Here is a 22,290-nt window from a genome sequence, read left to right as displayed (position 1 = left end):
TTCTCGAAACAATCTTACCGCAGCAGGGCGTACTTGCCATTCTACAAACTCCCCTAGACGATTACCTAACTTACCCAGTTGTTGACTTACCTGTTTAATCTGCTTATCAGTTGCTTGAGATCGTTCTTTTAATAACCGCTCTGTTTCTTGAGATTGTTCTTTTAATAACCGCTCTGTTTCTTGAAAGCGGCGCTCTGTTTCCTTTTGAGCTACAATCAACTCACCTAATAAGCGCCAAACATCATCAGGTGTGTAAGTCATGGTTGATTTCATAGGGTATAGTGCCATTATTATAATACCTAAAGCGATCGCCCTGGGTTGAAAAATTCCGTTTTATGCTACACGGGGAACCGGGGGTTATAAACCCCCGTCTAATAGCTAAAGTCAGATAAATCTGACTAGAAAATTATGTGTTTGATTATCTTGAGAGCAGTTAAAGGCGATAGCGAAGCGCTGCTGCAAGCAGATCGCTCTGACGGTATCTGGGAGGGGTGCAAGATCCCCGACTTCTCTCCCAAATATTCAATAAGTCCCTAGGTTATGGAAGAAGTCGGGGATCTGTGGGAGGGGTGCAAGATCCCCGATTTCTTAGATCATTAGAGATAGTCTAGAATAACTTAGCTAGAAGTCGGGGATCTGTGGGGTATAATTTAGCCAAACCCATTAAAAAATATATGAATTCAACCCCAACTAATCATAGTCACCAGGAAACCATCAACCCAGACCTTACACCTTTAGAATCTTGGGCTTTTGTTGTTCATGACAATAACGTTACCATTGGAGGGCATACTTTTTTATGTATTGATGGTCAACACCTGAAGGACTACAAAAACAAGGGCGTATCTACTAGCAAGATTGTTGATGGTAGACTAGTGTTACAAGTCCTCAAAGGACCTGATGAGAAAAGGGCTAGAACCTTACTCTCTGTAGTCGGTGAACTCACCCCAGAAAACAAGGTAATTAAACTGGATAGACCTAAGAAAATGGTGGAAGTGCATGACCCTGTAAGTTATGCTGCTTACTTACAAGCTAACCCCCAAGAGTTTACCAATGTAGTCCGTATGATTACCGGCTTTATCATCCACACAAATCTAGAATAAAATAGATACATTCACAACTTCTGGAGTTTTACCCGTGGGCTTATTTGATGATTTGAGTCGGTTTCTAGAAGACCGTTTAGAAGAATTCTTGCGTAATAATCCCCATCTGGAATTAGAAGCGCTGTTAGAACAGTTGCGACAGCAAGAAGAGGATACTTTAAAACTGATTGCAGATTTAAAATTACAAGAAAAGCGATCGCAAGATCAAATCCTATCCACCGCCCAAGAAATTCAGCGTTGGCACATCCGGGTACAAAAAGCCCAAAATGCAGGTAGACCGGATTTAGCCGCAGCAGCACAAGCAAGGGAAGCCGCCCTATTACGGGAAGGTAACCAGCGCTGGGGACAAATGCAGGGGTTAAAAGAACGCATCACCCAATCTCAAGAACTACTGCGGAAAATTCAAGCCCGCCGTCAGGAGGTACAAGCCAAAGCCACAGAAGCCCGAACAGCGCGCGATCAAAGCCAGCAGCATTTAAAAAACGACGGCTGGTGGAATTATACTAGTAATTATACCACAGGATTCGACGATTTAGAAGAAAAGTTTCGCCGTTGGGAAATTGAAGACGAGTTAAAAACAATGAAAGATAATTTAAAACATCCATAATTATCAGCGGTTGGGGATAGAACCTTGCCAAGTAATTGTTTGCTTTGTAGAATGTTACCCTAAGAAGCTTCTTATTAAAACCTTGAGCAATCACGGTATACCTCGCTGGTATCACTACGTGATGACGTTTTTTTCTAAATTTCATCTCATCGAATCATAAAAAAGTGGTTCTGTAGATCACAAAACCACAAAATCACAAAAATTTCCCAAACAAAAATTAATTATCTCACCTAACGAACTGCACCATGGGTAGAAACAGTATCAATGGGTTTTATTAAGTACAAACGCAAAAACTGCCACCCATGAGAGATATAAATGGGCATTTTTTGGAAGAATTGTAAGAATTTGGGCGTTTTAGAGTTAGCGATCGCACTTAATTTTTCATTATTCTGGATACACACATCTAAACGCTGATAAAATTCTGGGTTATCTACATCCAGCATCAGGGGGAAGACTCGACCCGCATTTTCATTAGTCTTTTTAATCACATAGATGTCGTATTCTCTGGCATCCAGACCAATAGAGGCATAAAAGTCTTTACGCTGAATGTCATTCAGATACATAGTAGCAAATACTGACAACAAGAAAAAGCGGCTCCACAGTTTGGCTTTCCAATCGTTCAACATTTGCGGCTGGGATCTCATAATAGCGTCAAAGAAATCCCCATGACGGTTTTCATCTTGACACCAGTTTTCAAAGAACCGGAAAATTGGGTAGATTCTATCTTCAGGATTTGCTTCTAAATGACGATAAATAGTGATATAACGCCAATAACCAATTTTTTCTGAAAGATAAGTAGCGTAGAATATGAATTTTGGCTTAAAAAAGGTATAAGCGCGGCTCTTAGTCAAAAAGCCCAAATCTAGGGACAGATTGAAGTCTGACATAGCTTTGTTCAAAAACCCTGCATGACGAGCTTCATCTCGCGACATGAGGTTGAAGCACTCAGCTAATACGGGGCTTTTTCCCTTTAAACGGCGACCCAGTTCTTTGTACAGTAAAAATCCCGAAAATTCTGCTGTACAAGAACGTTCTAGGAATTCCACGAATAATCGGCGAGTTTCCCCGTCAATATGCTCCCAGGACTGCTCAAACTCCCCATCTCTAACGAAGTGATGGCGGTTGTAGTCAGCACGGAACTCTTCTAGGATGGCTTGTAACTCGTCTTCATTAACTGAGATGTCCATCTTAGCCATCTCATCAAAATCGGTGGTGTAAAAACGGGGTGTTAATAGGGTTTCTTTAGCCGGGACTTTTACCCCTGGACGGATTTCTTCAAAGCCTGGTTTTTTGAGGGAATCTACCATGTTTTAATTGCTCTTTTGTCTTTAGGATCTTGATTACAAAGCCTATACCAATTTTTTAGTGCAAGTGAGAATACATCTGGGTGTCCAGACGATTATATCTGTTACCCAGTCTGAGTCAATTGGTATCGGGGTCATGCTCTCGCAAGGCGCAGGAGACCAGAATAGTTTATTTGTATAAAGTTCAGTCTACCAATATGCAGCCTAAAATTTAGTATATAAAAAGTTAAGAGTTGCAACAATATTTGCTGCTGGGGGGAACTAATCATCAGCAATTGGTGGTCAAATCAATTAATATTCCCTATCCTGGTGAATGAGTTTGTTAGACTGTTGTGAGGATAGCACACAGATATGATCATTAGACAAATCTCTGTAATTCAATTAATGCTAGTTATTTTTATTACATTATAATTAAGTATTAATATTTAATGTATCCCCTGCTATATCAATGATTGGATTGAATCAGACCCTGAAATTACCCCGGCTAACCTGGAAGTAAATCAACATCAAATCTCATCTCTAGGGTGGAAAATAAGATGAATCCTGAAAAAAATCAGCATAATGACCGTCTTCTTGTCTCTTATATCTTGAGTGCAGCCTTGGTTTTTGGCTTAGGAGGATTGCATCGTTTATACAACGGTAAAATCGGAACCGGTCTGTTGTGGCTGTTTACTGGGGGTGTATTTGGTGTAGGGCAATTTGTAGATTTGTTCCTCATCCCCAATATGGTTAATGACTATGAACAGAATCTCAGAGCTAAAGCGGGTTTATCTCCCCTGGGTGTACCTATGAATCAACAGGCGATCGCCGCCCAAGTCCATCACCCCACTGGTGAGCAATTAATGATTGCACTGCTTCACGCCGCAGAAGCTAAGGGTGGTACTTTGACCGTTACTCAAGGTGTAAGTGCTACAGGTGCAGGCTTTGCAGAAGTAGAAGCTACCCTGAAGGAAATGTTAACATCAGGCTATGTCAGAATAGGTAACAACCCCACTACTGGAGTTGTCACCTACTACTTTGACGAGCTCAACTAATTTCTACCTAGCCACTTTTGACCGTTTAAACGCTGCACTAAACCAAATACCAAAAGGTCTAATGTAATTTTGCGCTCATCAATTAGGAATGACTCCAGTGTGCTGGGTTTTTTACCTTCGTTACAGGAAAATCCCTTTTTGCCAGTGATGCTTTCTTCTGGGAAGTATACATTAAACTGACGCTGGCCATTTTGCCAACTACCGATAACTTGCCAACACTCTTCGGCTGACTGAAACCCCGCGATGGGAAGTTTCTGTTTAGCAAAGGACAGCTGTAAGTCCTGTACACCTTGCTCGGCGATCGCTTTTTGCAAAGTTGGTAAGTAGTGCTGCTCCATAAACTCCACAAAGGGCTTATCTTCCACAGCTGGGGGTTTTTCCTTTTTCGCCGCCGCAGCGGGTTTTGCGGCTTTGGGGGCTACTTCTCCCCCTTGATTTTGATTCTTTTCTTCTGCCATTGCTCTGGTCAATCCTTTGTTTAGCTTGGGGAGCGATCGCTCGGTTTTTCGTGGTCGGTTAACTTCATTTTGACATAGGACAGCCAGGCGATCGCTGTCAACTCAACCTGCTATGCACCCCCAATGACTAGTCACTAGCTAATCAACCACCAGCTACCGCTGGGACAATACTTACCTCATCCCCATCTTTCAGGGGTGTATTTATCCCATCTAAAAACCGGATATCTTCACTATTAACATAGAAATTGAGGAACCGTCGCGCCTGTCCTTTCTCATCGCACAACCGGGATTTTATCCCTGGACAGTTTTCTTCTAGAGAATCGAACAGCTCGGACACATTACTACCAGTGCAAGTCAGGGTAGCTTGGTTATTAGTAAATTTTTGTAGGGCGGTGGGAACTAAAACTGTAACAGCCATAGAGCTAAAAATTTGCGAGTGAATAATAAAGTTAAGAGTGTAGCTAGGAATTGAAAGTGAGAAAAAACCCTTAACTCACAACTTCTAACTAAACTAGAACTTGTTGCCATTCCAAGCGGTCAAGTGTACGAGAGCGCTCTAAGGCACGTTCAAAACTATCAAGTTTGGCATCAATTGTCAAAGGTTCACCGACGTAACCTTGAACTGCTTCTTGGGTTTTTAATCCATTACCGGTAATGTAAACCACGGTAGTTTCATCTGGGTCAATCTTGCCAGCTTCGACTAATTTTTTCAGCACAGCCACGGTTGTTCCGCCTGCTGTTTCTGTGAAAATACCTTCAGTTTCTGCTAATAGCTTGATGCCTTCAATAATTTCTGCATCATTAACTGATTCTATATTACCGCCAGTCTTTTGGGCAATTTCTACAGCATAAATCCCATCTGCTGGGTTACCAATGGCGATGGATTTAGCAATTGTATTTGGTTTTACCGGTTTAATAAAGTCGCGACCTTCTTTGAAGGCTTCGGCGATGGGTGAGCAACCTTCGGCTTGAGCGCCACTAAAGCGGACATTCTTACCTTCTACTAAACCGACCTCTACGAACTCTTGGAAACCTTTATAAATTTTTGTAAACAAAGAACCAGAAGCTAGGGGCGCAACAATGTGATCTGGTAGTTCCCAGCCTAATTGTTCTGCTACTTCAAAGCCGAGAGTCTTGGAACCTTCAGAATAGTAAGGACGTAAATTGATATTGACAAAACCCCAACCGTGTGTATTGGCAACTTCCGAGCAGAGACGATTTACCTGATCGTAGTTCCCCTTAACTGCCATCAGTGTGGGACTGTAGATTAAGCTACCTAGGACTTTACCAGCTTCTAAATCTGCAGGGATGAATACACAACAATCTAAACCAGCATAAGCGGCGATCGCGGCTGTAGAATTTGCCAAGTTACCAGTGCTAGCACAGGACACAGTACTAAAACCCAATTCCCGCGCCCGGCTGAGAGCCACCGACACCACCCGATCCTTAAAGCTCAGGGTGGGCATATTTACAGCATCATTTTTAATATAAAGTTTATTCAGACCCAGGCGACGAGCCAACCTGTGGGAACGTACCAGGGGAGTCATACCTGTTCCCACATCTATAACATTGTCAGTTGCGACAGGCAAAAAGGGACGGTAGCGCCAAATAGAGTTAGGTCCAGCAGCGATTTTTTCACGGGTCACACTCAGCCGCAACTCACTGTAGTCATACTTAACTTCCAGTGGACCAAAGCATAACTCACAAACATGACTGGCTTTAAGTTCGTATTCCGCACCACATTCTTTACACTTTAAAGCTTTTAAAGTCGAGGTTGTTGATTGGGTATCTTTGGTGATTGCCTGAGTCATAAATGAAGCCTTCCCTGTTTTGTCAGTCAACTGTGAGTTGATGCTAACACGACTCAAAATACCCGTCAAACATACCCGATAAAAATAGTCGGGTATAATGGTGTAATTTAAATCACAGTATGTTTTAACAGGGAAAAAATCCCTGAGATAGAGCCGTAAATCAGGAATGACACCCCATTAGTCAGAGGAGAAAGAATTGCTGACTAATTAGGATGGACTAAAGGACATAAAAAGCCTTGAAATCCAATAGAGTCGGGAGTTGTGCCCTAAATCCCCACCCTTGCCAAATCAAGGCACTTGACAGGAGCCATCAATATGACAATCACAGGACTGGATATCTTTGATACGACAGTTCAAACTACAATTCCTTGGGTCAATGACCTGTGTAATAAACTAGGCTGGGAAAGTAAACACCAGGTCTTTCAAGCCTTGCGTTCCACATTGCACGCTCTGCGCGATCGCCTAACCGTACCAGAAGCAGCACATTTAGGAGCGCAGTTACCCATCCTCCTAGGGGGGTTTTATTACGAAAACTGGCGACCCGGAGCCACCCCCACCAAAGAAAGGAATAAAGAAGCATTTTTACAGCATATCCGTGATGACTTCCGCAGAACCGAACCAGACATAGACGCAGAAAGTGTAGTCCGTGCCGTATTCCAGCTACTAGCTGAACGGATCACCAGAGGCGAAATTGACGATGTGATTAATATGATGCCCCCAGCATTACGAGAACTCTGGCCTGAAGAAGTCCGAGTTTAATTGATTTACCAAAGAATTATTATACAAATTCAACGAGGGACACAATGGAATATGAACAATTTCTCGATGCTGCGGGTAAACTCTCCTTCATCCCAGATAGAGAAACAGCTGATGCAGCCGTCAAAGCAGTTCTGGGAATTTTAGCCAGCAAACTAGACGAAGAACAAGCACACCAACTCACCGACAACCTTCCTGAGCCTCTTAACTATCAAAGACTGCACTCCCACCAAGTCAGAAAGCTGCCTATTTCCGCTGATGAGTATATTGCTGTGATTTGCGAACAATTCAAGTTAGATGATATTCAAGCTAGTGAGCTAATTCAGGAAACTCTGCGAGTCACCAAAGAAGCTGTCAAAGACAAAATCCAGGAATTAACATCCCGCCTACCTGCTGACTGGAGCGCCTTAATTGAAGCCGCTTAGGAATGCTGCATAAAATACACAACCTCACTCCCAAGACTCTAATCACAGGTAAACAGGGGTGAGGTAAAAAACTTTTCTTCACCTACCCTCAACTCCCACAAGTGTAAAACCTTAGCGCCATGAGATAGGGGTTTTAACCTCCGGCTCCTTTCTGGGCTGAAATATCCAGCAAAAAACTCTGGATTGTCAATATGATAATTTTGTGATTATATATACAATATATTCTACTTATATGAGATATAGATATTAATTGTAAAAATATTGTGATATATGCATCCTGCCCCCACTGGTGTAACTCAATCAAATCAAATATCCTGTATAATATACAGGCTGTTTCTCTAAGTATAAATGGGCATAAATAATATTAATGATTAACTAATTTCCTACTACCATGACCACAGTTAGTGAATATTTATTTCATCGATTACACAGCCTCGGTGTTCAACATATATTTGGCGTGCCAGGAGATTATGTTTTAGACTTGATGGATGTTTTAACCCAAACTCCTATAAATTTAATTTGTAACTGTAATGAACTCAATGCCGGTTATGCAGCAGATGCCTACGCACGGGTTAAAGGTTTAGGTGCTGTTTGTATTACCTACGGTGTGGGTGGCTTTAGCTTAGTTAATGCGGTAGTTGGCGCTTATGCGGAAAGGGTTCCTCTGGTAGTCATTAGTGGTGCGCCTAATAGTTCGGTGAAGAAAACTAACTTGCTTCTACACCACACCACGGGAGACTATAACCTGCAACTGTCCATTATGGAAAAAATCACAGTTGCTGCTGTCAGTCTGACTATAGCCAGTCAAGCCGCAAATCAAATTGACCAAGCTCTGGCGGCTTGTCTCCACTACAAACGACCTGTTTATATTGAAATTCCCCTGGATTTAGTACATCAACCTTGCCATGTTCCCCAGGGTAAGCTCTATTCTTCATTGAAGTTAACAACCCCAGAAACATTACCAGAAGCTTTAGAAGAAGCCGTAGAAGAAGCAGTAGAATTATTGAACAAAGCACACCTCCCCGTAATTTTAGCCGGTGTGGAGTTTCATAGATTTAATCTGGAAAAGCAACTGTTGCAACTTTTAGCAACTACTGGTTACCCGGTAGCTACAACCATGCTGGGTAAATCTTGCATTTCTGAGATGCACCCCCAATTTATTGGCAATTATGTAGGTGCTTTGAGTCGAGATAATGTGCGTCAACGCATCGAAACCGCTGACTGTGTATTGTGTCTGGGTGCAATTATGTCTGATATGAATTTGGGCATATATACAGCTGACCTGAATGCCCACAAGTTAATTAATGCTAACTCAGAGAAGGTCAAGATTAAGCATCATTTTTACCAACCTGTTTATCTGGGAGATTTCATTGATGGTTTAATTAACAAGCTACACAAAAAAGATGCTCAAACTTTAGACTTTACCCCTGCTGCGGATGTCATCGCCACCAGTTTTACACCCCAACCTGAAAACAAACTGACTAATGGGCGGTTTTATGAACGCATCAACCATTTTCTAGAAGATGCTTGTATTGTCATTTCTGATACTGGAGATGCAATTATCTCTACAATGGATTTATTAATGCCTGAAGAGACAGATTTTATTGGCCAAGCCTTTTATTTATCGATTGGTTATTCTATCCCTGCTTGTTTGGGTGCCGCTATGGCCGATCGCGATCGCCGCCCGATAATTTTTGTGGGAGATGGAGCTTTTCAAATGACTGCTCAAGAACTATCCACCATTATCCGCCATCGGCTGAACCCGATTATTTTCCTCATTAATAATGATGGTTATACCATTGAGCGCGTCATTAAAGATGGCCTTTATAATGATATCCAACCATGGAAGTATCATCAAATACCACAAATATTTGGCGAAAGTTGGAGTTGTGAAGTGTCTACAGAAGGGGAATTAGAGATAGCTTTAGCTCAAGCCAAGGTGAATACTGAATGTGTTTCTTTAATTGAAATTCACCTAGACAGGTTTGATTGTTCCCCAGGACTAATGCGGCTAGGTGAAGCTATGAGTAAAAAATGATAAATGTCACTCTATCATAACAGTGTAATTACTGAATTATCTGCCATAAATCCACATAGGGGATTAAAAACAAAGCTGCTCTAATTTTTGGAAGTCTTGTTGGACTTCCCGCCAGAGAGTCTGATTATTATGATCTGTATTCAGAGCTTTTTTGAGATAAATTCTCGCTTTTAACAATTGATTTTGGGAGATTAAAACCCGTCCCCAGATTTGATAAGCGACGGCTTGCCATTGGCGAACTTCTTTATCTGTGGGTAACCGTGCTGCTAAAGCTTCCACTAGGGCGATCGCTTGGGAAAATCTTTTTTCCTTGAGAAATCGTTGCAGCTGTTCATAAGTCTTCCACTTCAGGCGCTGTTCTATTTCGGCAATATTAGGCGGCTTTGCTCTTGGGGGCTTTTCTAATCTAACGCTTGTGGTGGGCGGTTTTTGGGCAGGTCTGGATTTGATATGATTACGCCCGGACTCAGAAGAATTACTTGACGGTGGGGAGATATCCTCAGCAGGAACTACCGTTAAGAGGAACTTGTAAGCTTCTGTTAAGGCAATAAACTTATCTTTAGTTTTGATGTCATTGGGATTAACATCGGGATGATATTGCTGTGCCAATCGTCTGTAAGACGCTTTGATGTCAGCCAAAGAGGCTCCTGACTTTAAACCCAAGAAATTGTAGCAATTTTCAAGATCCATCGTGATCTATCAGCTATTAGCTTCCAATCTTAAAATTCTCACTATAGCATTTCCCATGATCGTGAGGTACATTTTTTTTAGTTTGAGGGAACAGGGAATTGGTGTGTACTTCAAGAGCCTGAAAAAGGCTATATAAACACTAATTATAGATTTATTAGTTCATATTGGGCTGTTTTCCCGGAATTTTAACCCCTGGAGTTAACCCCAGGGTCTTTAGTCATCACGAGCCGTAAAATTAGCATGAGTGCCTCCATGTATCCTAAACTGAGTTAAAGATTAAGGTGTGAGTCTCATAGCTCCCCCAAACGCCCTGACAAAGATAAAAACCAGAAATCAGGCTTGTCTGATTTTTTCCCCCGACTACAGGAATCTTAACAAATGTGGAAAAGAATTGTATTTATTTTGCTATTAGTTTTGAGTATCAGCCTCAGTAATCCTGGTGTAGCTGCCGCAGCCGGACTGAAAAGTTTTGTAGACTCTTATGATGGTTATGAGTTTTTATACCCTAATGGCTGGTTACAAGTTAAAGTTGACAATGGCCCTGATGTAGTGTTCCACGATTTGATAGAAATATCTGAAAATGTTTCTGTAGTTATTAGCCCGGTTCCTGATGATCAAGATTTGACAGAACTGGGAACACCCACAGAAATAGGATACAAATTAGGAAAAGCGGTTCTTGCTCCCCCAGAGTCTGGTCGTTCGGCGGAATTAGTCAACGCTTTGCAACGAGAATCTAATGGGAAAACATACTATATTCTAGAGTATGAGGTAAAACTTCCTAATCTGGAAGACAGACATAATGTCGCCAGTGTTGCTGTCAGCCGTGGTAAATTGTTTACCTTTAATGCATCAATTCCCGAAAGGCGTTGGCAGAGGGTTAAAGGCTTGATGGCAAATGTTGTAAATTCTTTCTCGGTGTATTAACAAGGTAATTTCTCCCCTGGACTAAATACAACTGACTATAGTATGGGGAGCTGTAATACACGCAAGTCATGCTCCCCGCCAGCATTTCTTTTAGTTTCTGTGGTTTTGACTGCCATATTTTAGCAAAAGTCTTATGACAACACCTCAATTTGTACTCGCTTCAGCTTCCCAAGCCCGCCACCGCTTGCTGCAAACTGTTGGGATGAAAGTGATAGTTAGACCTAGTGATTTTGATGAGTCGCAAATTCAAGTCAATGAACCAGCAGAATTAGTCCAACTTCTCGCACAACGCAAGGCGGAAACTGTAGTTCCACAGTTTGAATCAGCTTTGATTATGGGTTGTGATTCGGTTTTGGCTGTGGATGGTAAAATTTATGGTAAGCCAGCCGATGATGCTGAAGCTATGGCCCGTTGGCAATTAATGCAAGGTAAATTCGGCGACCTGTATACTGGTCATGTGTTAATTGACCTCTACCAACATCGGACTTTAGTTAGGTGTCAGGTAACAAGAGTATATTTCGCTAAAATGAGCGATCGCACAATTCAAGCCTATGTCGCTACAGGAGAACCTCTCAGGTGTGCGGGGGCTTTCGCCCTGGAGGGGTTTGGTAGTTTATTCGTGGAAAAAATCGCCGGTTGTCACAGCAATGTCATTGGACTGAGTTTACCTCTGCTGCGGCAGATGCTAGAAGATTTGGGATACGAAGTTACTGATTTCTGGCATTAACCGCTGCTAAATTAAAATTTTGTGCCTCCCTGGACTGGTGCGTCTGGGGGAGAAACCAAAAAATACTGGCTCAAATTCCCAGAACCCAAGTGTGACAGCAGAAGGTAGACTGACAATTAACCCTAGGATTGAATTTGCTCAAAAAAAATGTCATTTACTCCTACTACTTCGCTGCGAGAACAACAACATCCCTTAATTCATCAACTAGCGGATTGTATTGAGGCTGTTTGGCATAAACACTTAGAACTATCACCTTACCAATTACCTGCTGAACTGGGTTATGTAGAAGGTAGATTAGAAGGCGAAAAACTAATCATAGAAAATCGCTGTTATCAAACAACTCAATTCCGCAAAATGCACTTAGAACTAGCAAGGGTGGGAACTATGCTAGATATTTTGCATTGTGTAATGTTTCCCCGTCCAGAATATGACTTACCAATGTTTGGTTGTGACTTAGTTGGGGGTCGAGGTCAAATTAGTGCGGCGATCGCAGACCTATCTCCCGTAGACTTAAAAGGTAAGTTACCAGAATCATACAATACCAAACTAACAGCACTCACAGATGTGAAGTTTTCCCAACCCCGTCAATTACCCGAGTGGGGTCATATATTCTCGGAATTTTGCATTTTTGTTCGTCCTGTTTCCCCAGGAGAAGAGAAAATGTTTCTGTCTCGTGTCCAAGACCTTTTAGAGATTCATTGTACCCAAGCCATAGATTCCAGTCCAGTTTCACCAGAAAAATCACTGCAAATCCTAGCAGGACAACGGGAATACTGCACCCAACAGCAACAAAACGATAAAACCCGCCGGGTACTAGAAAAAGCCTTTGGTTCAGACTGGGCCGAAAATTATATGACCACAGTCTTATTTGACTTACAAGAATAGTTATTGTAGCAGAGGGGAGATACTATGTCAAGTGTTGTTAATCTCCCCATCTGTAGGTTCCGTTACCTTTTCTCATAACTGATGAATGTAGAATTTATGCAAAGAAACTTGAATGGAGTTAGACAAAAGTAGCAAAGTCTAGAAATATTCGCCATATCAAGGAACAGGTAAAAAACCTACTAATTAGTTGAAAGAAAATTTAAGGAAACCGTAATGTTAGGAATTGTGTTTTTGATATATCTTGGTAGCAGATCATTGACTAACATTTTTGAATCAAGGTGTGCCTAATTAACCTGTATATATAGCCTTGGTTTGTGAGCCTGTGGTATTGGTGTTTATGGTGGAATCAAGGGCAATGGCTGGCAATAATCATCGCTTATTCCCAAAAATTCACAGAGAATTGGTATTAAAAAATGCTCACTTTGTTAGCAGAAAATTTCTTTGATAAACTGTGAGTATAGGGGCGAAAAAGCCAAAAAATAGGGATATTTTCCGGGTAAATAGGCGATGGCGAATTTCATTTAATAAATTTATACCAGGCTGCAATCATCCTGAGAGTTGGCAGATGTAACTTGCAATAACACTGCATCATGTTAGACATATCTAGGGTTGAGGGTGCATCAGATAGGAGATTTTTAGCAATTATCAGCGTGCTAGTGAGTAAAAACTATGGGATTGAATTTACAGCACTTTTATTTTTGTTGATAGCATTTCCCATGGTCGTGAGGTACAAAGTTTTTTAGTTTCAGGGAACACCGGAACAAATTGGTGTGTATTTCATTAGCCTGAAAAAGGCTGGAAGTAAATGAACTACACATCTTAATACCATCAATATTTTCGATTAGGCATCTTCCCTACCCTGGGTAGCTCATGCACATGAAATGGGCTGTCATCCCAATTTGAAAAAAGAGTGTAATGCATAGAAACCGAGAAACAAAACATAGGTAAAGTCTCACGCATCTTCAGGTATAGCAACCGCTGATTCGGTTTTTTTATTTCTATAAGCACAATTCAACAAACAGGCAACAACCATGTCAAGGGTGACTGAGAAGCCAAGCTCAACAGAGCTGCTACTGGAATCGGAACAACCTAAGATTTGGTGGGGTATTGCTGTAGCCTTACCAATTCTCATCGCTGCTGGGCTACTAACTACAGCTAAAGTGGAGCAGCTAAAAAAACTAGGCTCCTCTGTACCCATCAAGCCAATGACTAACAGCATTAGCGCTGTGGGGCGTTTAGAACCAAAAGGACAGGTTTTAAAACTCTCTGCGCCTGCAGCTGGATTGCAATCTTCCTCACGGGTGCGGCAGATCTTTGTGAGAGAAGGTGAGCGGGTAAGAAAAGGTCAAATGGTGGCAATTTTAGACAACCATGACACCCAACTAGCAGCAGTGGAGGAAGCAAAAGCCAGACTGCAAGAAGCGCGGGCTAATTTAGCCCAAGTCAGAGTTGGCTCCCCCAGAGATCTGGAAGCTCAAACAGCAGTGATTGCTCGTTTACAAGCTGAGTTAAACGGAGAAAGCGATGCTCAACAAGCGATGATTGCTCGCATAGCAGCCCAGTTGAGTGGAGAAAAACTGGCTCTACAAGCAACAGTGAATCGTCTAGAAGCTGAACTGAGAGGACAACAAGACAGTTTAAGAGCAAGTATCCAACGCATTCAAGCTGAACAGCGCAATGCTGCGGTTGATGCTTCCAGATATGAGATGTTATACCGTGAAGGTGCTATTTCCCAGCAGGAGAGGGATAGAAGAACATTGGCTGCGGTAACTTCCAATCAGCAAGTTATTGAAACCCAAGCTACCCTGCGACAGGTAGAGGCGACTTTACGACAACAACTGGCTGAGGCCAGAGCCAACCAGGTAAAAACTATCACCACCTTGCAACAGCAGCTGGTGGAAGCCAAAGTCAACCGCGATAAAACCATCATGGCTTTGCAAAGTCAAATTGACGAACAAAAAGCCAGACTCAGGAGAATTCAAGAATTCGGCCCTACTGATGTTCAAAGGGGAGAAGCTCAAGTTAGTAATGCTCTGGCTAATCTCAAAAGAGCAGAAGCAGAACTGAAATTAAGTTATGTTCAAGCGCCCATTGCTGGAGAGATTTTAGCAGTGCATACAAAATCAGGAGAAGCTATCAGCGCCAATGGTATTGCTGAGATAGGAGAAACTAATGAGATGACTGTTGTTGCTGAGGTCTCAGAAGACAGTATTGCTCAAGTGCGGATAGGTCAAACTGCTAGTATCACCAGCGAAAATGGAGCATTTATTGGGGAATTAAAAGGAACTGTCACAGAAATTGGCAGAAAAATCGGCAAAAAAGACATCTTGAGTACAGACCCGGTAGCAGATGTAGACGCTAGAGTTGTGGAAGTGAGAATTTCCCTGACTCCAGAACATAGTGAGCGAGTTTCTGGTTTTACCAATGCTAAAGTAATTACCCAAATTAATAAAGGAATCAGTTCTGATTGAGCATTAACACCAATGCGAAAAGAAGAATTTAACCTATCAAAGATTTCAGGTTTTTGCTGGAATCTTGCCATCCCTAATTCCTTGAACAGCTTTCTTAATTAAGCATAATGGCTCGTAAAATACCCCTGTCTTGGCTGCAACTGACCAGAGACAAAAGTCGCCTAGCTGTCGCTTTGGCAGGAATTGCCTTTGCTGATATTTTGATGTTTATGCAAATTGGTTTCCGGGATGCTCTCTATTATAGTAATGTGCGGTTACATAGTAGCTTAAATGGGGACATTGTTTTAATTAACCAACAATCTAATGCTTTATTAGCCATGGAACAATTTTCTCAAAGGAGATTGTATAAAGCCTTAGAATTACAAGCGGTAGAGTCGGTGCATCCGATATATTTGGATTATACAACCTGGAGGAATCCTATTACAGGTCGTCCTCGGAGTATTCTCATATTTGGCATGAATCCAGAATCTAATCTGTTTGATTTACCTGGTGTTCAAAGTCACTTGGAGCAATTGAAACAGCCTGATGTAGTTTTATTTGACCGTTCTTCGCGGGAGGAATATGGCCCCATTGCTTCCCAATTCAAGGGAGGAAATACTTTAATCGCCGAAGTACAAAGAAGACGAGTTAAAGTAGGTGGATTATTTACTTTAGGTACATCTTTTGGGGCAGATGGTAATTTAATTACCAGTGATGTTAATTTTCTGCGGATATTTAGAAACCGCCAAAGAGGATTGATTGATATTGGTCTGATTAGATTAAGAGCAGGACAAAATCCTAATGTTGTCGCTCAACAATTGCGTAATCATTTACCTCAAGATGTTAATGTCTTAACGAAACAAGAGTTTATTGATTTTGAGCGCAATTACTGGGCAACTAGTACTGCTATTGGATTTATATTCAGTTTAGGTACGATAATGGGCTTCATTGTCGGTACTGTAATTGTTTATCAAATCCTTTATACTGAGGTTTCCGATCATTTGTCAGAATATGCAACTTTAAAGGCAATAGGTTATACACAGAAATACTTGTTGATGGTCATACTCCAAGAAGCATTTTTATTAGCTTGTTTAGGATATGCTCCAGGATGGATTTTTGCTATGTTCCTCTACTCTAGGGCTAGAGAAGCTACACTACTACCCATCTTTATGAGTTATAGTCGGGCAATAACTGTGTTAATTTTAACTATACTTATGTGTTTTATCTCTGGTGCGATCGCTGTACGTAAATTACGTTCTGCTGATCCAGCAGACATCTTTTAATTTCAAAATAAATCGAAATTCTCGATCTAGATGCAGAATTTCGATTTATAATTGGTACTTGATATATATTCAGTATTTACAGGCACTACAGTTCTGAGACGGAAATCCTAACACCTACTCACCCACCTAAATATGAGACAAGAACCTGTAATTGCTATAAAAAATCTCAATCACTACTATGGCAAAGGCGCGCTCAGGAAACAAATTTTATTCGACATTAACCTAGAGATTTACCCGGGGGAAATTGTGATTATGACTGGTCCATCAGGTTCAGGTAAAACAACCTTACTAAGCTTGATTGGTGGTTTGCGGTCTGTACAACAGGGAAGCCTCAAGTTTTTAGATGTAGAAATGTCTGGCGCTAGTCAAAATCAACTAGTAAAAATTCGCCGTAATATCGGTTATATTTTTCAAGCTCACAATTTGTTGGGTTTCTTAAGTGCTAGACAAAATGTACAGATGGCGGTGGAATTGAGTGATCATGTCACTCCCCATGAGGCAATTTCTAAGTCAGAAGCTATGCTGAGTGCAGTGGGTTTAAAGGACAAAGTGAGTTACTACCCAGAGAGCCTTTCTGGAGGACAAAAACAAAGAATAGCGATCGCCCGGGCTCTTGTCAATAATCCTCCATTGGTGCTAGCAGACGAACCAACGGCGGCTTTAGACAAACAATCAGGACGGGATGTGGTGGAAATCATGCAGGGTCTGGCTAAAGAACAAGGAACTTCTATCTTGCTAGTGACTCATGATAACCGCATCTTAGATATAGCCGATCGCATTGTGGAAATGGAAGATGGTCTTTTAGCTCGTGATTCTCAAACAGTAATTAACAGTGACAAGCATTAATTTGAGTCCCATCTAGCTGTATGATAGTTATTTTTTACCGCTGATGGAAAACGCACTATGTATAGTCGGCTCAAACCACTTTCTGAGGCTTCATTAACTAATATTGCCCTTGTTGCCACAGATATGGATGGTACTCTCACTCAAGGAGGCAAATTTTCTACTACAATACTGCAAGCTTTAGAAAAGCTAGCATCTGCCGGCATAAAAGTATTAATTGTTACTGGACGTTCCGCAGGATGGATGAGTGGAGTAAGCCACTTGATGCCTGTTATCGGTGCGATCGCCGAAAACGGTGGTTTATTTTATCCATCTGGGAAGGAGGAACCAGTAACCTTAACAGCCATTCAGGACTTAAAAGCCCATCGCCACAGTTTAGCTGTCACTTTTGAGTTCTTAAAAACAATCTTTCCTCAAATTGAGGAATCAGCGGACAATCGTTTCCGGGTCACAGATTGGACTTTTAACATCGGGGCTTTGACTCCAGAGGAATTACAAAGACTGGGTAATCTTTGTCAACAAAGGGGCTGGGGATTTACTTATAGTACTGTGCAGTGTCACATTAAACCTCAAGAACAAGATAAAGCTATAGGATTATTGCAAGTTTTGCAAGTATACTTACCTGAAATTTCACCCAAGCAAGTGGTCACTGTTGGTGATAGTCCCAATGATCAAAGTTTATTCAATCAAAGTCAGTTTCCTATTTCCGTGGGTGTAGCCAATGTCATGCAATATGCACACCAGCTAGAACATCAACCTAGTTATATTACCCAGTCTGCTGAAGGAGAAGGATTTTGCGAATTATGTAATTATATCTTACATAGGAAGGCAACTTAGTTTGATCCATTACGGTAAATTAAGCTGCGGGTATTTTCCCCGACTTGAGTGTAGGTTACGGGGAGAAACTAATAAACAATTGAATTTTTGTTGTATTAACAAAAATTCATATTATTTATTAATACGACAAAAAGATAAAAATCATTACTTTTTGAAGTTATCAAGCTATTTGTAACAGATAATTTATAACTGTAGTGAGAACTACTTTTTCAGTTAAACTCTGAAAATAGAAGGACAGCAATTATTATTTTTTATGAATACCATATCTACAGTTGAATTCAAGCGCCCAACTTGGGAAACGGCTATCATCTTGGCTTTGGGCTTTTGGTTGAGTTCTAGTCTAGTTCTAGACTGGGTAATCATGCCTAGCCTCTACCTTTCTGGTATGATGAGTCAAACAGACTTTGCCACAGCAGGTTATGCGATTTTTTGGAACTTTAATCGCATGGAATTATTATCGGCTGCTGTAGTATTAACTGGCGTACTGGCTTTGAGTCAAGCCAAATCGCGCTGGAATCCTAGGGTGATTGTATTTGCGGTCATGTTACTTGCTGTCACCTTAGTGGATACCTATTTCTTGACTCCGCAAATGTGCGCTGTGGGTGTTAATCTCAACTTGTTTGCCACAACCGCCACAATTCCAGGGGAAATGAATTTACTACACGGTGGTTATTTTTTCCTAGAAATGCTCAAAGTATTAGCTGCAGGAGCACTTTTAAAGGGCTACTGGCAACAGCAAGTTTAGTAGGTTCTGTGTAATCTGAAATTGCCTTATTCAGCATCGGTTGAGGCTTCGCTAAACAATAGCAAACGCGCAGCCAGAACTGCAAACCCTACAGCCGCGATCGCCTTTAATAAGCGCGTCGGTAATAATTCCGCCACAGCGCCCCCGGCTATTGCTCCCAAAAAGCTGGTGAGCAATAGCGCGCCAGCAGTACCAAAAAATACCGCTTGCCGAGATTGGGAACGCCCAGAAAGTGCGATCGCAGCTAATTGACTTTTATCACCTAATTCTGAGAGAAATACAGTAATAAAGCTCAGTCCTAAAAGATGCCAGTCCATAAGTTTGTGGATAGTTAGAGAGTGGGGGGGTGAGTTAGTTAATTATGAAATACATCCCAAAACAGCATGACAGAAATCAGCAATAACATCATCCCGGCTGATTTTTCTACGACTTTGGGACTGAGGCGATTAGCAATCCAACCCCCTAAAAGCACGCCTAATAGACTAGTAGTAATTAGGGCTACTCCAGCACCAATAAAAACTACCCAGGGCGCATGAGATTCTGCACTCATTAATAAGGTGGATAGCTGGGTTTTATCTCCAATTTCTGCCAAAAATATAGTCAGGAAGGTAGTAGCAAAAGTTGCCACCACCGACTCCTGCTGTTTGGGACTATCTGTAACTACAGTTAGGTCAGATGAATCCCTGTCTTTGATTTCTGGCTGGTTGTCAGTCTCAGCAGTGACAGAATTTATCGGTACAGAGTCAAGTTTCACGGGCGGTAGTTTTCTGAAGGTCTTTCATAATTCTCTCATCTTCTCAGATGATCTTGATAAATTGCAAGGCCATTGCAGAAAGTGACATAAATTCAGAATCCCACGGCTTGATTAAACCGGATAATTTCCAAACTGCGATCGCCATAGACTCCCTCTATTTGCTCACGACAGCAGTCAATAGCAAAATCATTGAGTTCTTCGGGTTCAATTCCATACATATCCTCAAATATATCTGCCTCTACACGGCAAAAACGGGGACGATTGGCATATATACTGCATTCTCGGCTGTCATGGTCAAAGTTAACGCACCATCCCCCCTCGCCCACCATACTCAGGTATAGCTCTAATTCTGCCGGTGTAAGATACTCCTCTAAATCTGGACGATCTGCGGGTTCAAGATTACAGCAGGCGCCACATTGTTTCACACATTGCCAGTTTGCCATTTTATGGACTTTCCTATAGTTTTGTTAAGTAAATTAAATGTAACAGCCCCAAGCCAGATATGATAAATTGCGAGTTTTGCAATTGAGTGACTGTGTTTTTCAAAAGTTAAGGGGATCAGGGAAAAATGTTTGACGCTTTGAGCAGTATCAATTGGGAAGTTATCTTCCAGTTAGTTTCTGTAGGACTAATCCTCATTGCTGGTCCGGTGGTAATCTTTGTACTGGCATTTCGCAACGGCGACCTGTAGGACTGTGATATCCGGAGTTATCAGTTTTGAAACTTATAACTCCGAAATCATGACCACCAGAGGCTGAAAGACAGCTTGGATAAGCTTTTCATACCTTGGTTGAGCTCATCCTAAGCTGACGATGGTCTGACACCGACTAACTCCAACTCAATGGTAGTAGTACCATTAAAGTAATTTTCTCGTAACTTGTAGGCAATATCTAATCGTGGCGGTAGGGGGAAGTAGTCTCCCCACCTCCAGGCGATCGCTTTGATTTTATACTCTTGATGATTAATAGTTTGACTGAGTGTTAATTTAATGTGACCTTTACCAACAATTTGCTGGGAAATCACTTGTACATTCCCTGTCGAGAATAAGGGGTCTGGGTTTTCCATCCCACAAGGATGAAGAGCATTTAGTTCTTGGTAGAGCTGCTGATTGATTTGACTCAGGTCAACTTCAGCATCAATTTTAACTAGTGGCTTGAGGTGGTGTAGTTCTAGACAGTGATTAGCAAACTCAGATAATCGTGATCGCAATAAGTCTAAATTATCTGCTGCCAAAGAAAAACCCCCGGCTGCCTTATGTCCGCCAAACTTACCCAGTAAACCCTGACAATATTGTAACGCTTCAAACACGTTAAACTCAGGAATACCACGAGCGGAACCGCGAATATGTCCACCAGCTTCATAAGTGCCAATAAACACAGGCACACCGTAGCGCTCCACCAAGCGAGAGGCGACAATACCAATTACACCATGATGCCAATCAGGTTGTACAACCACTAATACCCGGTATTTTGGGAGAGTAGAAACAAACCACTCCTCTACATAAGCGATCGCTTGTTGTTCAATTACCTCGCACATCTGCTGACGACTAGTGTTAGTTAGCTCACACTGCTGCGCACATTCTAAGGCTACCGTCATATCATCGGTAGTTAGTAATGAAATCACCGTCTGAGGGTCACCAATACGACCAATAGCATTAATTCGTGGTCCCAAGCGAAAGCCGATATCTTCTGGTTTTAAAGATTTAGAAGAAGTATTTCCCCCTGGGAATAGTTCCCCTTGTCCCTCTTCCCTGACCTGCAAACCAGCCACCTGAATTAGGGCTTTAATCCCTGGTAAATTAGACTGAGGTAAATGTTTTAATCCACGTTTTACCCAGCGACGATTTACACCTATTAAAGGTGCTAAATCAGCGATTGTACCTAGGGTAAATAAAGCCAACATGGGCTGCACTAAGCCTTTAATCGCTCCCAACCGTTGCCCTAGAGATACTGCTAAAATATAAGCAACACCCACACCCGCCACACCCCGATAAGGTGAAGACTCTGCAATTAGTTTGGGGTTCAGGATGGCGTTAGCTGGAGGTAATTTGGGGGGGATGTCGTGGTGGTCGGTGACAATCACATTCATACCAAGTTCTCTGGCTCTGGCTATGGGTTCATAAGCGGAAATCCCATTATCCACAGTCAGAATTAGGTTTATACCTTCATCGTGAAACTCTTCAACAATGCGTTGATTAATCCCATAACCATCACGCATCCGACTAGGGATGGCGTAATTCACATCAGCCCCAAAACTCCGCAGACTACGCAACAGTAAAGCCGTGCTAGTCATACCATCGGCATCATAGTCACCACAGATGGATATTTTACCATGGGATGCGATCGCTTGCTGCAATAAATCCAAACTAATCGCCAAGTCAGGAAATTCTTCTAAAGGCGAAGGTAAATTTAAGGACTCAGGATTTAAGAACCCTTGTGCTGCTTCTGGGGTAGTAATGCCACGATTAATTAGTATTTGGGCGATAATAGGTGCAACATTAGTTACCCCCGCCAGACTAGCGGCGCATTCTGGTTGCTGGCGATAAATTTGCCAACGCTGAGGTGGTAGGCGCTGTTGAGATATGGTTGATTTTGGTAAGGCTTCCTCTAGCACAATTAT

The 22,290-nt window shown here is 41.9% G+C and carries 24 protein-coding genes and 1 pseudogene; 15 read left to right on the top strand and 10 right to left on the bottom strand.

Translation table 11 applies throughout. From position 1 onward, the window contains the following. A pseudogene (locus PN457_RS02720) lies at positions 1-261 on the bottom strand (ATP-binding cassette domain-containing protein); the annotation flags it as partial. 413 nt (positions 262-674) lie between these two features. Here PN457_RS02720 and PN457_RS02715 point away from each other — a divergent pair. Together PN457_RS02715 and PN457_RS02710 are read left to right on the top strand one after the other, a co-directional pair. After that, complete coding sequence (locus tag PN457_RS02715; RefSeq protein WP_271731171.1) at positions 675-1,100, top strand: hypothetical protein; 426 nt, start codon at positions 675-677, stop codon at positions 1,098-1,100. A gap of 34 nt (positions 1,101-1,134) precedes the next feature. After that, positions 1,135-1,707, top strand: a complete 573-nt coding sequence (locus PN457_RS02710; RefSeq protein WP_271731170.1) for a TIGR04376 family protein — start codon at positions 1,135-1,137, stop codon at positions 1,705-1,707. A gap of 230 nt (positions 1,708-1,937) precedes the next feature. On the opposite strand, the gene acsF is transcribed toward PN457_RS02710, so the two are convergent. Next, a complete protein-coding gene (gene acsF / locus PN457_RS02705) occupies positions 1,938-3,014 on the bottom strand; it encodes a magnesium-protoporphyrin IX monomethyl ester (oxidative) cyclase (RefSeq protein ID WP_271731169.1) in 1,077 nt (358 codons plus the stop codon). A gap of 533 nt (positions 3,015-3,547) precedes the next feature. Here acsF and PN457_RS02700 point away from each other — a divergent pair. Then, on the top strand, positions 3,548-4,045 hold the full coding sequence (locus tag PN457_RS02700) for a TM2 domain-containing protein (RefSeq protein ID WP_271731168.1): 498 nt from the start codon (positions 3,548-3,550) through the stop codon (positions 4,043-4,045). On the opposite strand, the gene PN457_RS02695 is transcribed toward PN457_RS02700, so the two are convergent. The 3 genes from PN457_RS02695 to thrC all read right to left on the bottom strand — a co-directional run bounded on the left by PN457_RS02695 (position 4,042) and on the right by thrC (position 6,314). Further along, the gene (locus tag PN457_RS02695) at positions 4,042-4,590 is read right to left on the bottom strand and encodes a DUF2996 domain-containing protein (RefSeq protein WP_417006586.1); all 549 of its coding nucleotides are present in this window, start codon (positions 4,588-4,590) and stop codon (positions 4,042-4,044) included. The two genes, PN457_RS02700 and PN457_RS02695, sit on opposite strands and share 4 nt — an antisense overlap. A gap of 55 nt (positions 4,591-4,645) precedes the next feature. Then, positions 4,646-4,921, bottom strand: a complete 276-nt coding sequence (locus PN457_RS02690) for a MoaD/ThiS family protein (protein ID WP_271731166.1) — start codon at positions 4,919-4,921, stop codon at positions 4,646-4,648. 88 nt (positions 4,922-5,009) lie between these two features. After that, positions 5,010-6,314, bottom strand: a complete 1,305-nt coding sequence (gene thrC, locus PN457_RS02685; protein WP_271731165.1) for a threonine synthase — start codon at positions 6,312-6,314, stop codon at positions 5,010-5,012. Positions 6,315-6,629: 315 nt separating this feature from the next. Here thrC and PN457_RS02680 point away from each other — a divergent pair, with 315 nt between their 5' ends. From PN457_RS02680 to PN457_RS02670, 3 genes are all read left to right on the top strand, one after another. Then, the gene (locus PN457_RS02680) at positions 6,630-7,073 is read left to right on the top strand and encodes a DUF2267 domain-containing protein (protein ID WP_271731164.1); all 444 of its coding nucleotides are present in this window, start codon (positions 6,630-6,632) and stop codon (positions 7,071-7,073) included. A 44-nt stretch (positions 7,074-7,117) separates the two neighbouring features. Further along, complete coding sequence (locus PN457_RS02675) at positions 7,118-7,495, top strand: DUF2267 domain-containing protein (RefSeq protein ID WP_271731163.1); 378 nt, start codon at positions 7,118-7,120, stop codon at positions 7,493-7,495. Positions 7,496-7,886: 391 nt separating this feature from the next. After that, positions 7,887-9,533, top strand: a complete 1,647-nt coding sequence (locus PN457_RS02670; RefSeq protein WP_271731161.1) for an alpha-keto acid decarboxylase family protein — start codon at positions 7,887-7,889, stop codon at positions 9,531-9,533. 63 nt (positions 9,534-9,596) lie between these two features. Here the strand turns inward: PN457_RS02670 and PN457_RS02665 are convergent, their stop codons facing one another. Next, entirely contained in the window at positions 9,597-10,223 is a 627-nt protein-coding gene (locus PN457_RS02665; protein ID WP_271731160.1) for a J domain-containing protein, read from the bottom strand. A 378-nt stretch (positions 10,224-10,601) separates the two neighbouring features. Between PN457_RS02665 and psbP the strand changes: the two genes are divergently transcribed. The 8 genes from psbP to PN457_RS02625 all read left to right on the top strand — a co-directional run bounded on the left by psbP (position 10,602) and on the right by PN457_RS02625 (position 18,917). Further along, positions 10,602-11,147, top strand: coding sequence for a photosystem II reaction center PsbP (psbP, locus tag PN457_RS02660; protein WP_271731158.1), 546 nt, complete (start codon positions 10,602-10,604; stop codon positions 11,145-11,147). 133 nt (positions 11,148-11,280) lie between these two features. Then, a complete protein-coding gene (locus PN457_RS02655) occupies positions 11,281-11,874 on the top strand; it encodes a Maf family protein (protein WP_271731157.1) in 594 nt (197 codons plus the stop codon). A 147-nt stretch (positions 11,875-12,021) separates the two neighbouring features. Next, the gene (locus PN457_RS02650) at positions 12,022-12,759 is read left to right on the top strand and encodes a phycocyanobilin:ferredoxin oxidoreductase (protein WP_271731156.1); all 738 of its coding nucleotides are present in this window, start codon (positions 12,022-12,024) and stop codon (positions 12,757-12,759) included. A gap of 1,031 nt (positions 12,760-13,790) precedes the next feature. After that, a complete protein-coding gene (locus tag PN457_RS02645; RefSeq protein WP_271731155.1) occupies positions 13,791-15,230 on the top strand; it encodes an HlyD family efflux transporter periplasmic adaptor subunit in 1,440 nt (479 codons plus the stop codon). A gap of 107 nt (positions 15,231-15,337) precedes the next feature. After that, positions 15,338-16,492, top strand: coding sequence for an ABC transporter permease DevC (devC, locus tag PN457_RS02640; RefSeq protein WP_271731154.1), 1,155 nt, complete (start codon positions 15,338-15,340; stop codon positions 16,490-16,492). Positions 16,493-16,624: 132 nt separating this feature from the next. Beyond that, positions 16,625-17,338: a DevA family ABC transporter ATP-binding protein gene (locus PN457_RS02635; protein WP_271731153.1), complete on the top strand. Its 714-nt coding sequence runs from the start codon at positions 16,625-16,627 to the stop codon at positions 17,336-17,338. Positions 17,339-17,395: 57 nt separating this feature from the next. Further along, entirely contained in the window at positions 17,396-18,172 is a 777-nt protein-coding gene (locus PN457_RS02630) for an HAD family hydrolase (protein WP_271731152.1), read from the top strand. A gap of 253 nt (positions 18,173-18,425) precedes the next feature. Further along, positions 18,426-18,917: a hypothetical protein gene (locus PN457_RS02625; protein WP_271731150.1), complete on the top strand. Its 492-nt coding sequence runs from the start codon at positions 18,426-18,428 to the stop codon at positions 18,915-18,917. 26 nt (positions 18,918-18,943) lie between these two features. Here PN457_RS02625 and PN457_RS02620 read toward each other — a convergent pair whose 3' ends face one another. The 3 genes from PN457_RS02620 to PN457_RS02610 all read right to left on the bottom strand — a co-directional run bounded on the left by PN457_RS02620 (position 18,944) and on the right by PN457_RS02610 (position 20,114). After that, entirely contained in the window at positions 18,944-19,234 is a 291-nt protein-coding gene (locus PN457_RS02620) for a TMEM165/GDT1 family protein (protein WP_271731149.1), read from the bottom strand. 38 nt (positions 19,235-19,272) lie between these two features. Continuing rightward, positions 19,273-19,671, bottom strand: a complete 399-nt coding sequence (locus PN457_RS02615) for a TMEM165/GDT1 family protein (protein ID WP_271731148.1) — start codon at positions 19,669-19,671, stop codon at positions 19,273-19,275. 92 nt (positions 19,672-19,763) lie between these two features. Then, positions 19,764-20,114: a YkgJ family cysteine cluster protein gene (locus PN457_RS02610; protein ID WP_271731147.1), complete on the bottom strand. Its 351-nt coding sequence runs from the start codon at positions 20,112-20,114 to the stop codon at positions 19,764-19,766. Positions 20,115-20,239: 125 nt separating this feature from the next. Between PN457_RS02610 and psb30 the strand changes: the two genes are divergently transcribed. Beyond that, positions 20,240-20,362, top strand: coding sequence for a photosystem II reaction center protein Ycf12/Psb30 (gene psb30 / locus PN457_RS02605; protein ID WP_200987685.1), 123 nt, complete (start codon positions 20,240-20,242; stop codon positions 20,360-20,362). 110 nt (positions 20,363-20,472) lie between these two features. On the opposite strand, the gene recJ is transcribed toward psb30, so the two are convergent. After that, positions 20,473-22,284 carry a single-stranded-DNA-specific exonuclease RecJ gene (recJ, locus tag PN457_RS02600; RefSeq protein WP_271731146.1) on the bottom strand — a complete coding sequence of 604 codons (1,812 nt, stop codon included), beginning with the start codon at positions 22,282-22,284 and terminating at the stop codon, positions 20,473-20,475. Positions 22,285-22,290: the final 6 nt, after the last annotated feature.

Origin of the sequence: Anabaenopsis arnoldii, assembly GCF_028331025.1 — a bacterium.
GTDB lineage: Bacteria > Cyanobacteriota > Cyanobacteriia > Cyanobacteriales > Nostocaceae > Anabaenopsis > Anabaenopsis arnoldii.
The sequence above is the reverse complement of the archived record's forward strand: the minus strand, read 5'-3'. Positions and strand labels throughout refer to the sequence as shown.

Bases quoted from the DNA above. Each gene is read 5' to 3' on its own strand.
- thrC (WP_271731165.1), bottom strand. From the start codon at position 6,314: ATGACTCAGGCAATCACCAAAGATACCCAATCAACAACCTCGACTTTA.
- PN457_RS02700 (WP_271731168.1), top strand. From the start codon at position 3,548: ATGAATCCTGAAAAAAATCAGCATAATGACCGTCTTCTTGTCTCTTAT.
- PN457_RS02625 (WP_271731150.1), top strand. From the start codon at position 18,426: ATGAATACCATATCTACAGTTGAATTCAAGCGCCCAACTTGGGAAACG.
- acsF (WP_271731169.1), bottom strand. From the start codon at position 3,014: ATGGTAGATTCCCTCAAAAAACCAGGCTTTGAAGAAATCCGTCCAGGG.
- PN457_RS02610 (WP_271731147.1), bottom strand. From the start codon at position 20,114: ATGGCAAACTGGCAATGTGTGAAACAATGTGGCGCCTGCTGTAATCTT.
- PN457_RS02715 (WP_271731171.1), top strand. From the start codon at position 675: ATGAATTCAACCCCAACTAATCATAGTCACCAGGAAACCATCAACCCA.
- devC (WP_271731154.1), top strand. From the start codon at position 15,338: ATGGCTCGTAAAATACCCCTGTCTTGGCTGCAACTGACCAGAGACAAA.
- PN457_RS02655 (WP_271731157.1), top strand. From the start codon at position 11,281: ATGACAACACCTCAATTTGTACTCGCTTCAGCTTCCCAAGCCCGCCAC.
- PN457_RS02690 (WP_271731166.1), bottom strand. From the start codon at position 4,921: ATGGCTGTTACAGTTTTAGTTCCCACCGCCCTACAAAAATTTACTAAT.
- PN457_RS02675 (WP_271731163.1), top strand. From the start codon at position 7,118: ATGGAATATGAACAATTTCTCGATGCTGCGGGTAAACTCTCCTTCATC.
- PN457_RS02670 (WP_271731161.1), top strand. From the start codon at position 7,887: ATGACCACAGTTAGTGAATATTTATTTCATCGATTACACAGCCTCGGT.
- PN457_RS02635 (WP_271731153.1), top strand. From the start codon at position 16,625: ATGAGACAAGAACCTGTAATTGCTATAAAAAATCTCAATCACTACTAT.
- PN457_RS02665 (WP_271731160.1), bottom strand. From the start codon at position 10,223: ATGGATCTTGAAAATTGCTACAATTTCTTGGGTTTAAAGTCAGGAGCC.
- PN457_RS02680 (WP_271731164.1), top strand. From the start codon at position 6,630: ATGACAATCACAGGACTGGATATCTTTGATACGACAGTTCAAACTACA.
- PN457_RS02620 (WP_271731149.1), bottom strand. From the start codon at position 19,234: ATGGACTGGCATCTTTTAGGACTGAGCTTTATTACTGTATTTCTCTCA.
- psb30 (WP_200987685.1), top strand. From the start codon at position 20,240: ATGTTTGACGCTTTGAGCAGTATCAATTGGGAAGTTATCTTCCAGTTA.
- PN457_RS02630 (WP_271731152.1), top strand. From the start codon at position 17,396: ATGTATAGTCGGCTCAAACCACTTTCTGAGGCTTCATTAACTAATATT.
- PN457_RS02650 (WP_271731156.1), top strand. From the start codon at position 12,022: ATGTCATTTACTCCTACTACTTCGCTGCGAGAACAACAACATCCCTTA.
- PN457_RS02645 (WP_271731155.1), top strand. From the start codon at position 13,791: ATGTCAAGGGTGACTGAGAAGCCAAGCTCAACAGAGCTGCTACTGGAA.
- psbP (WP_271731158.1), top strand. From the start codon at position 10,602: ATGTGGAAAAGAATTGTATTTATTTTGCTATTAGTTTTGAGTATCAGC.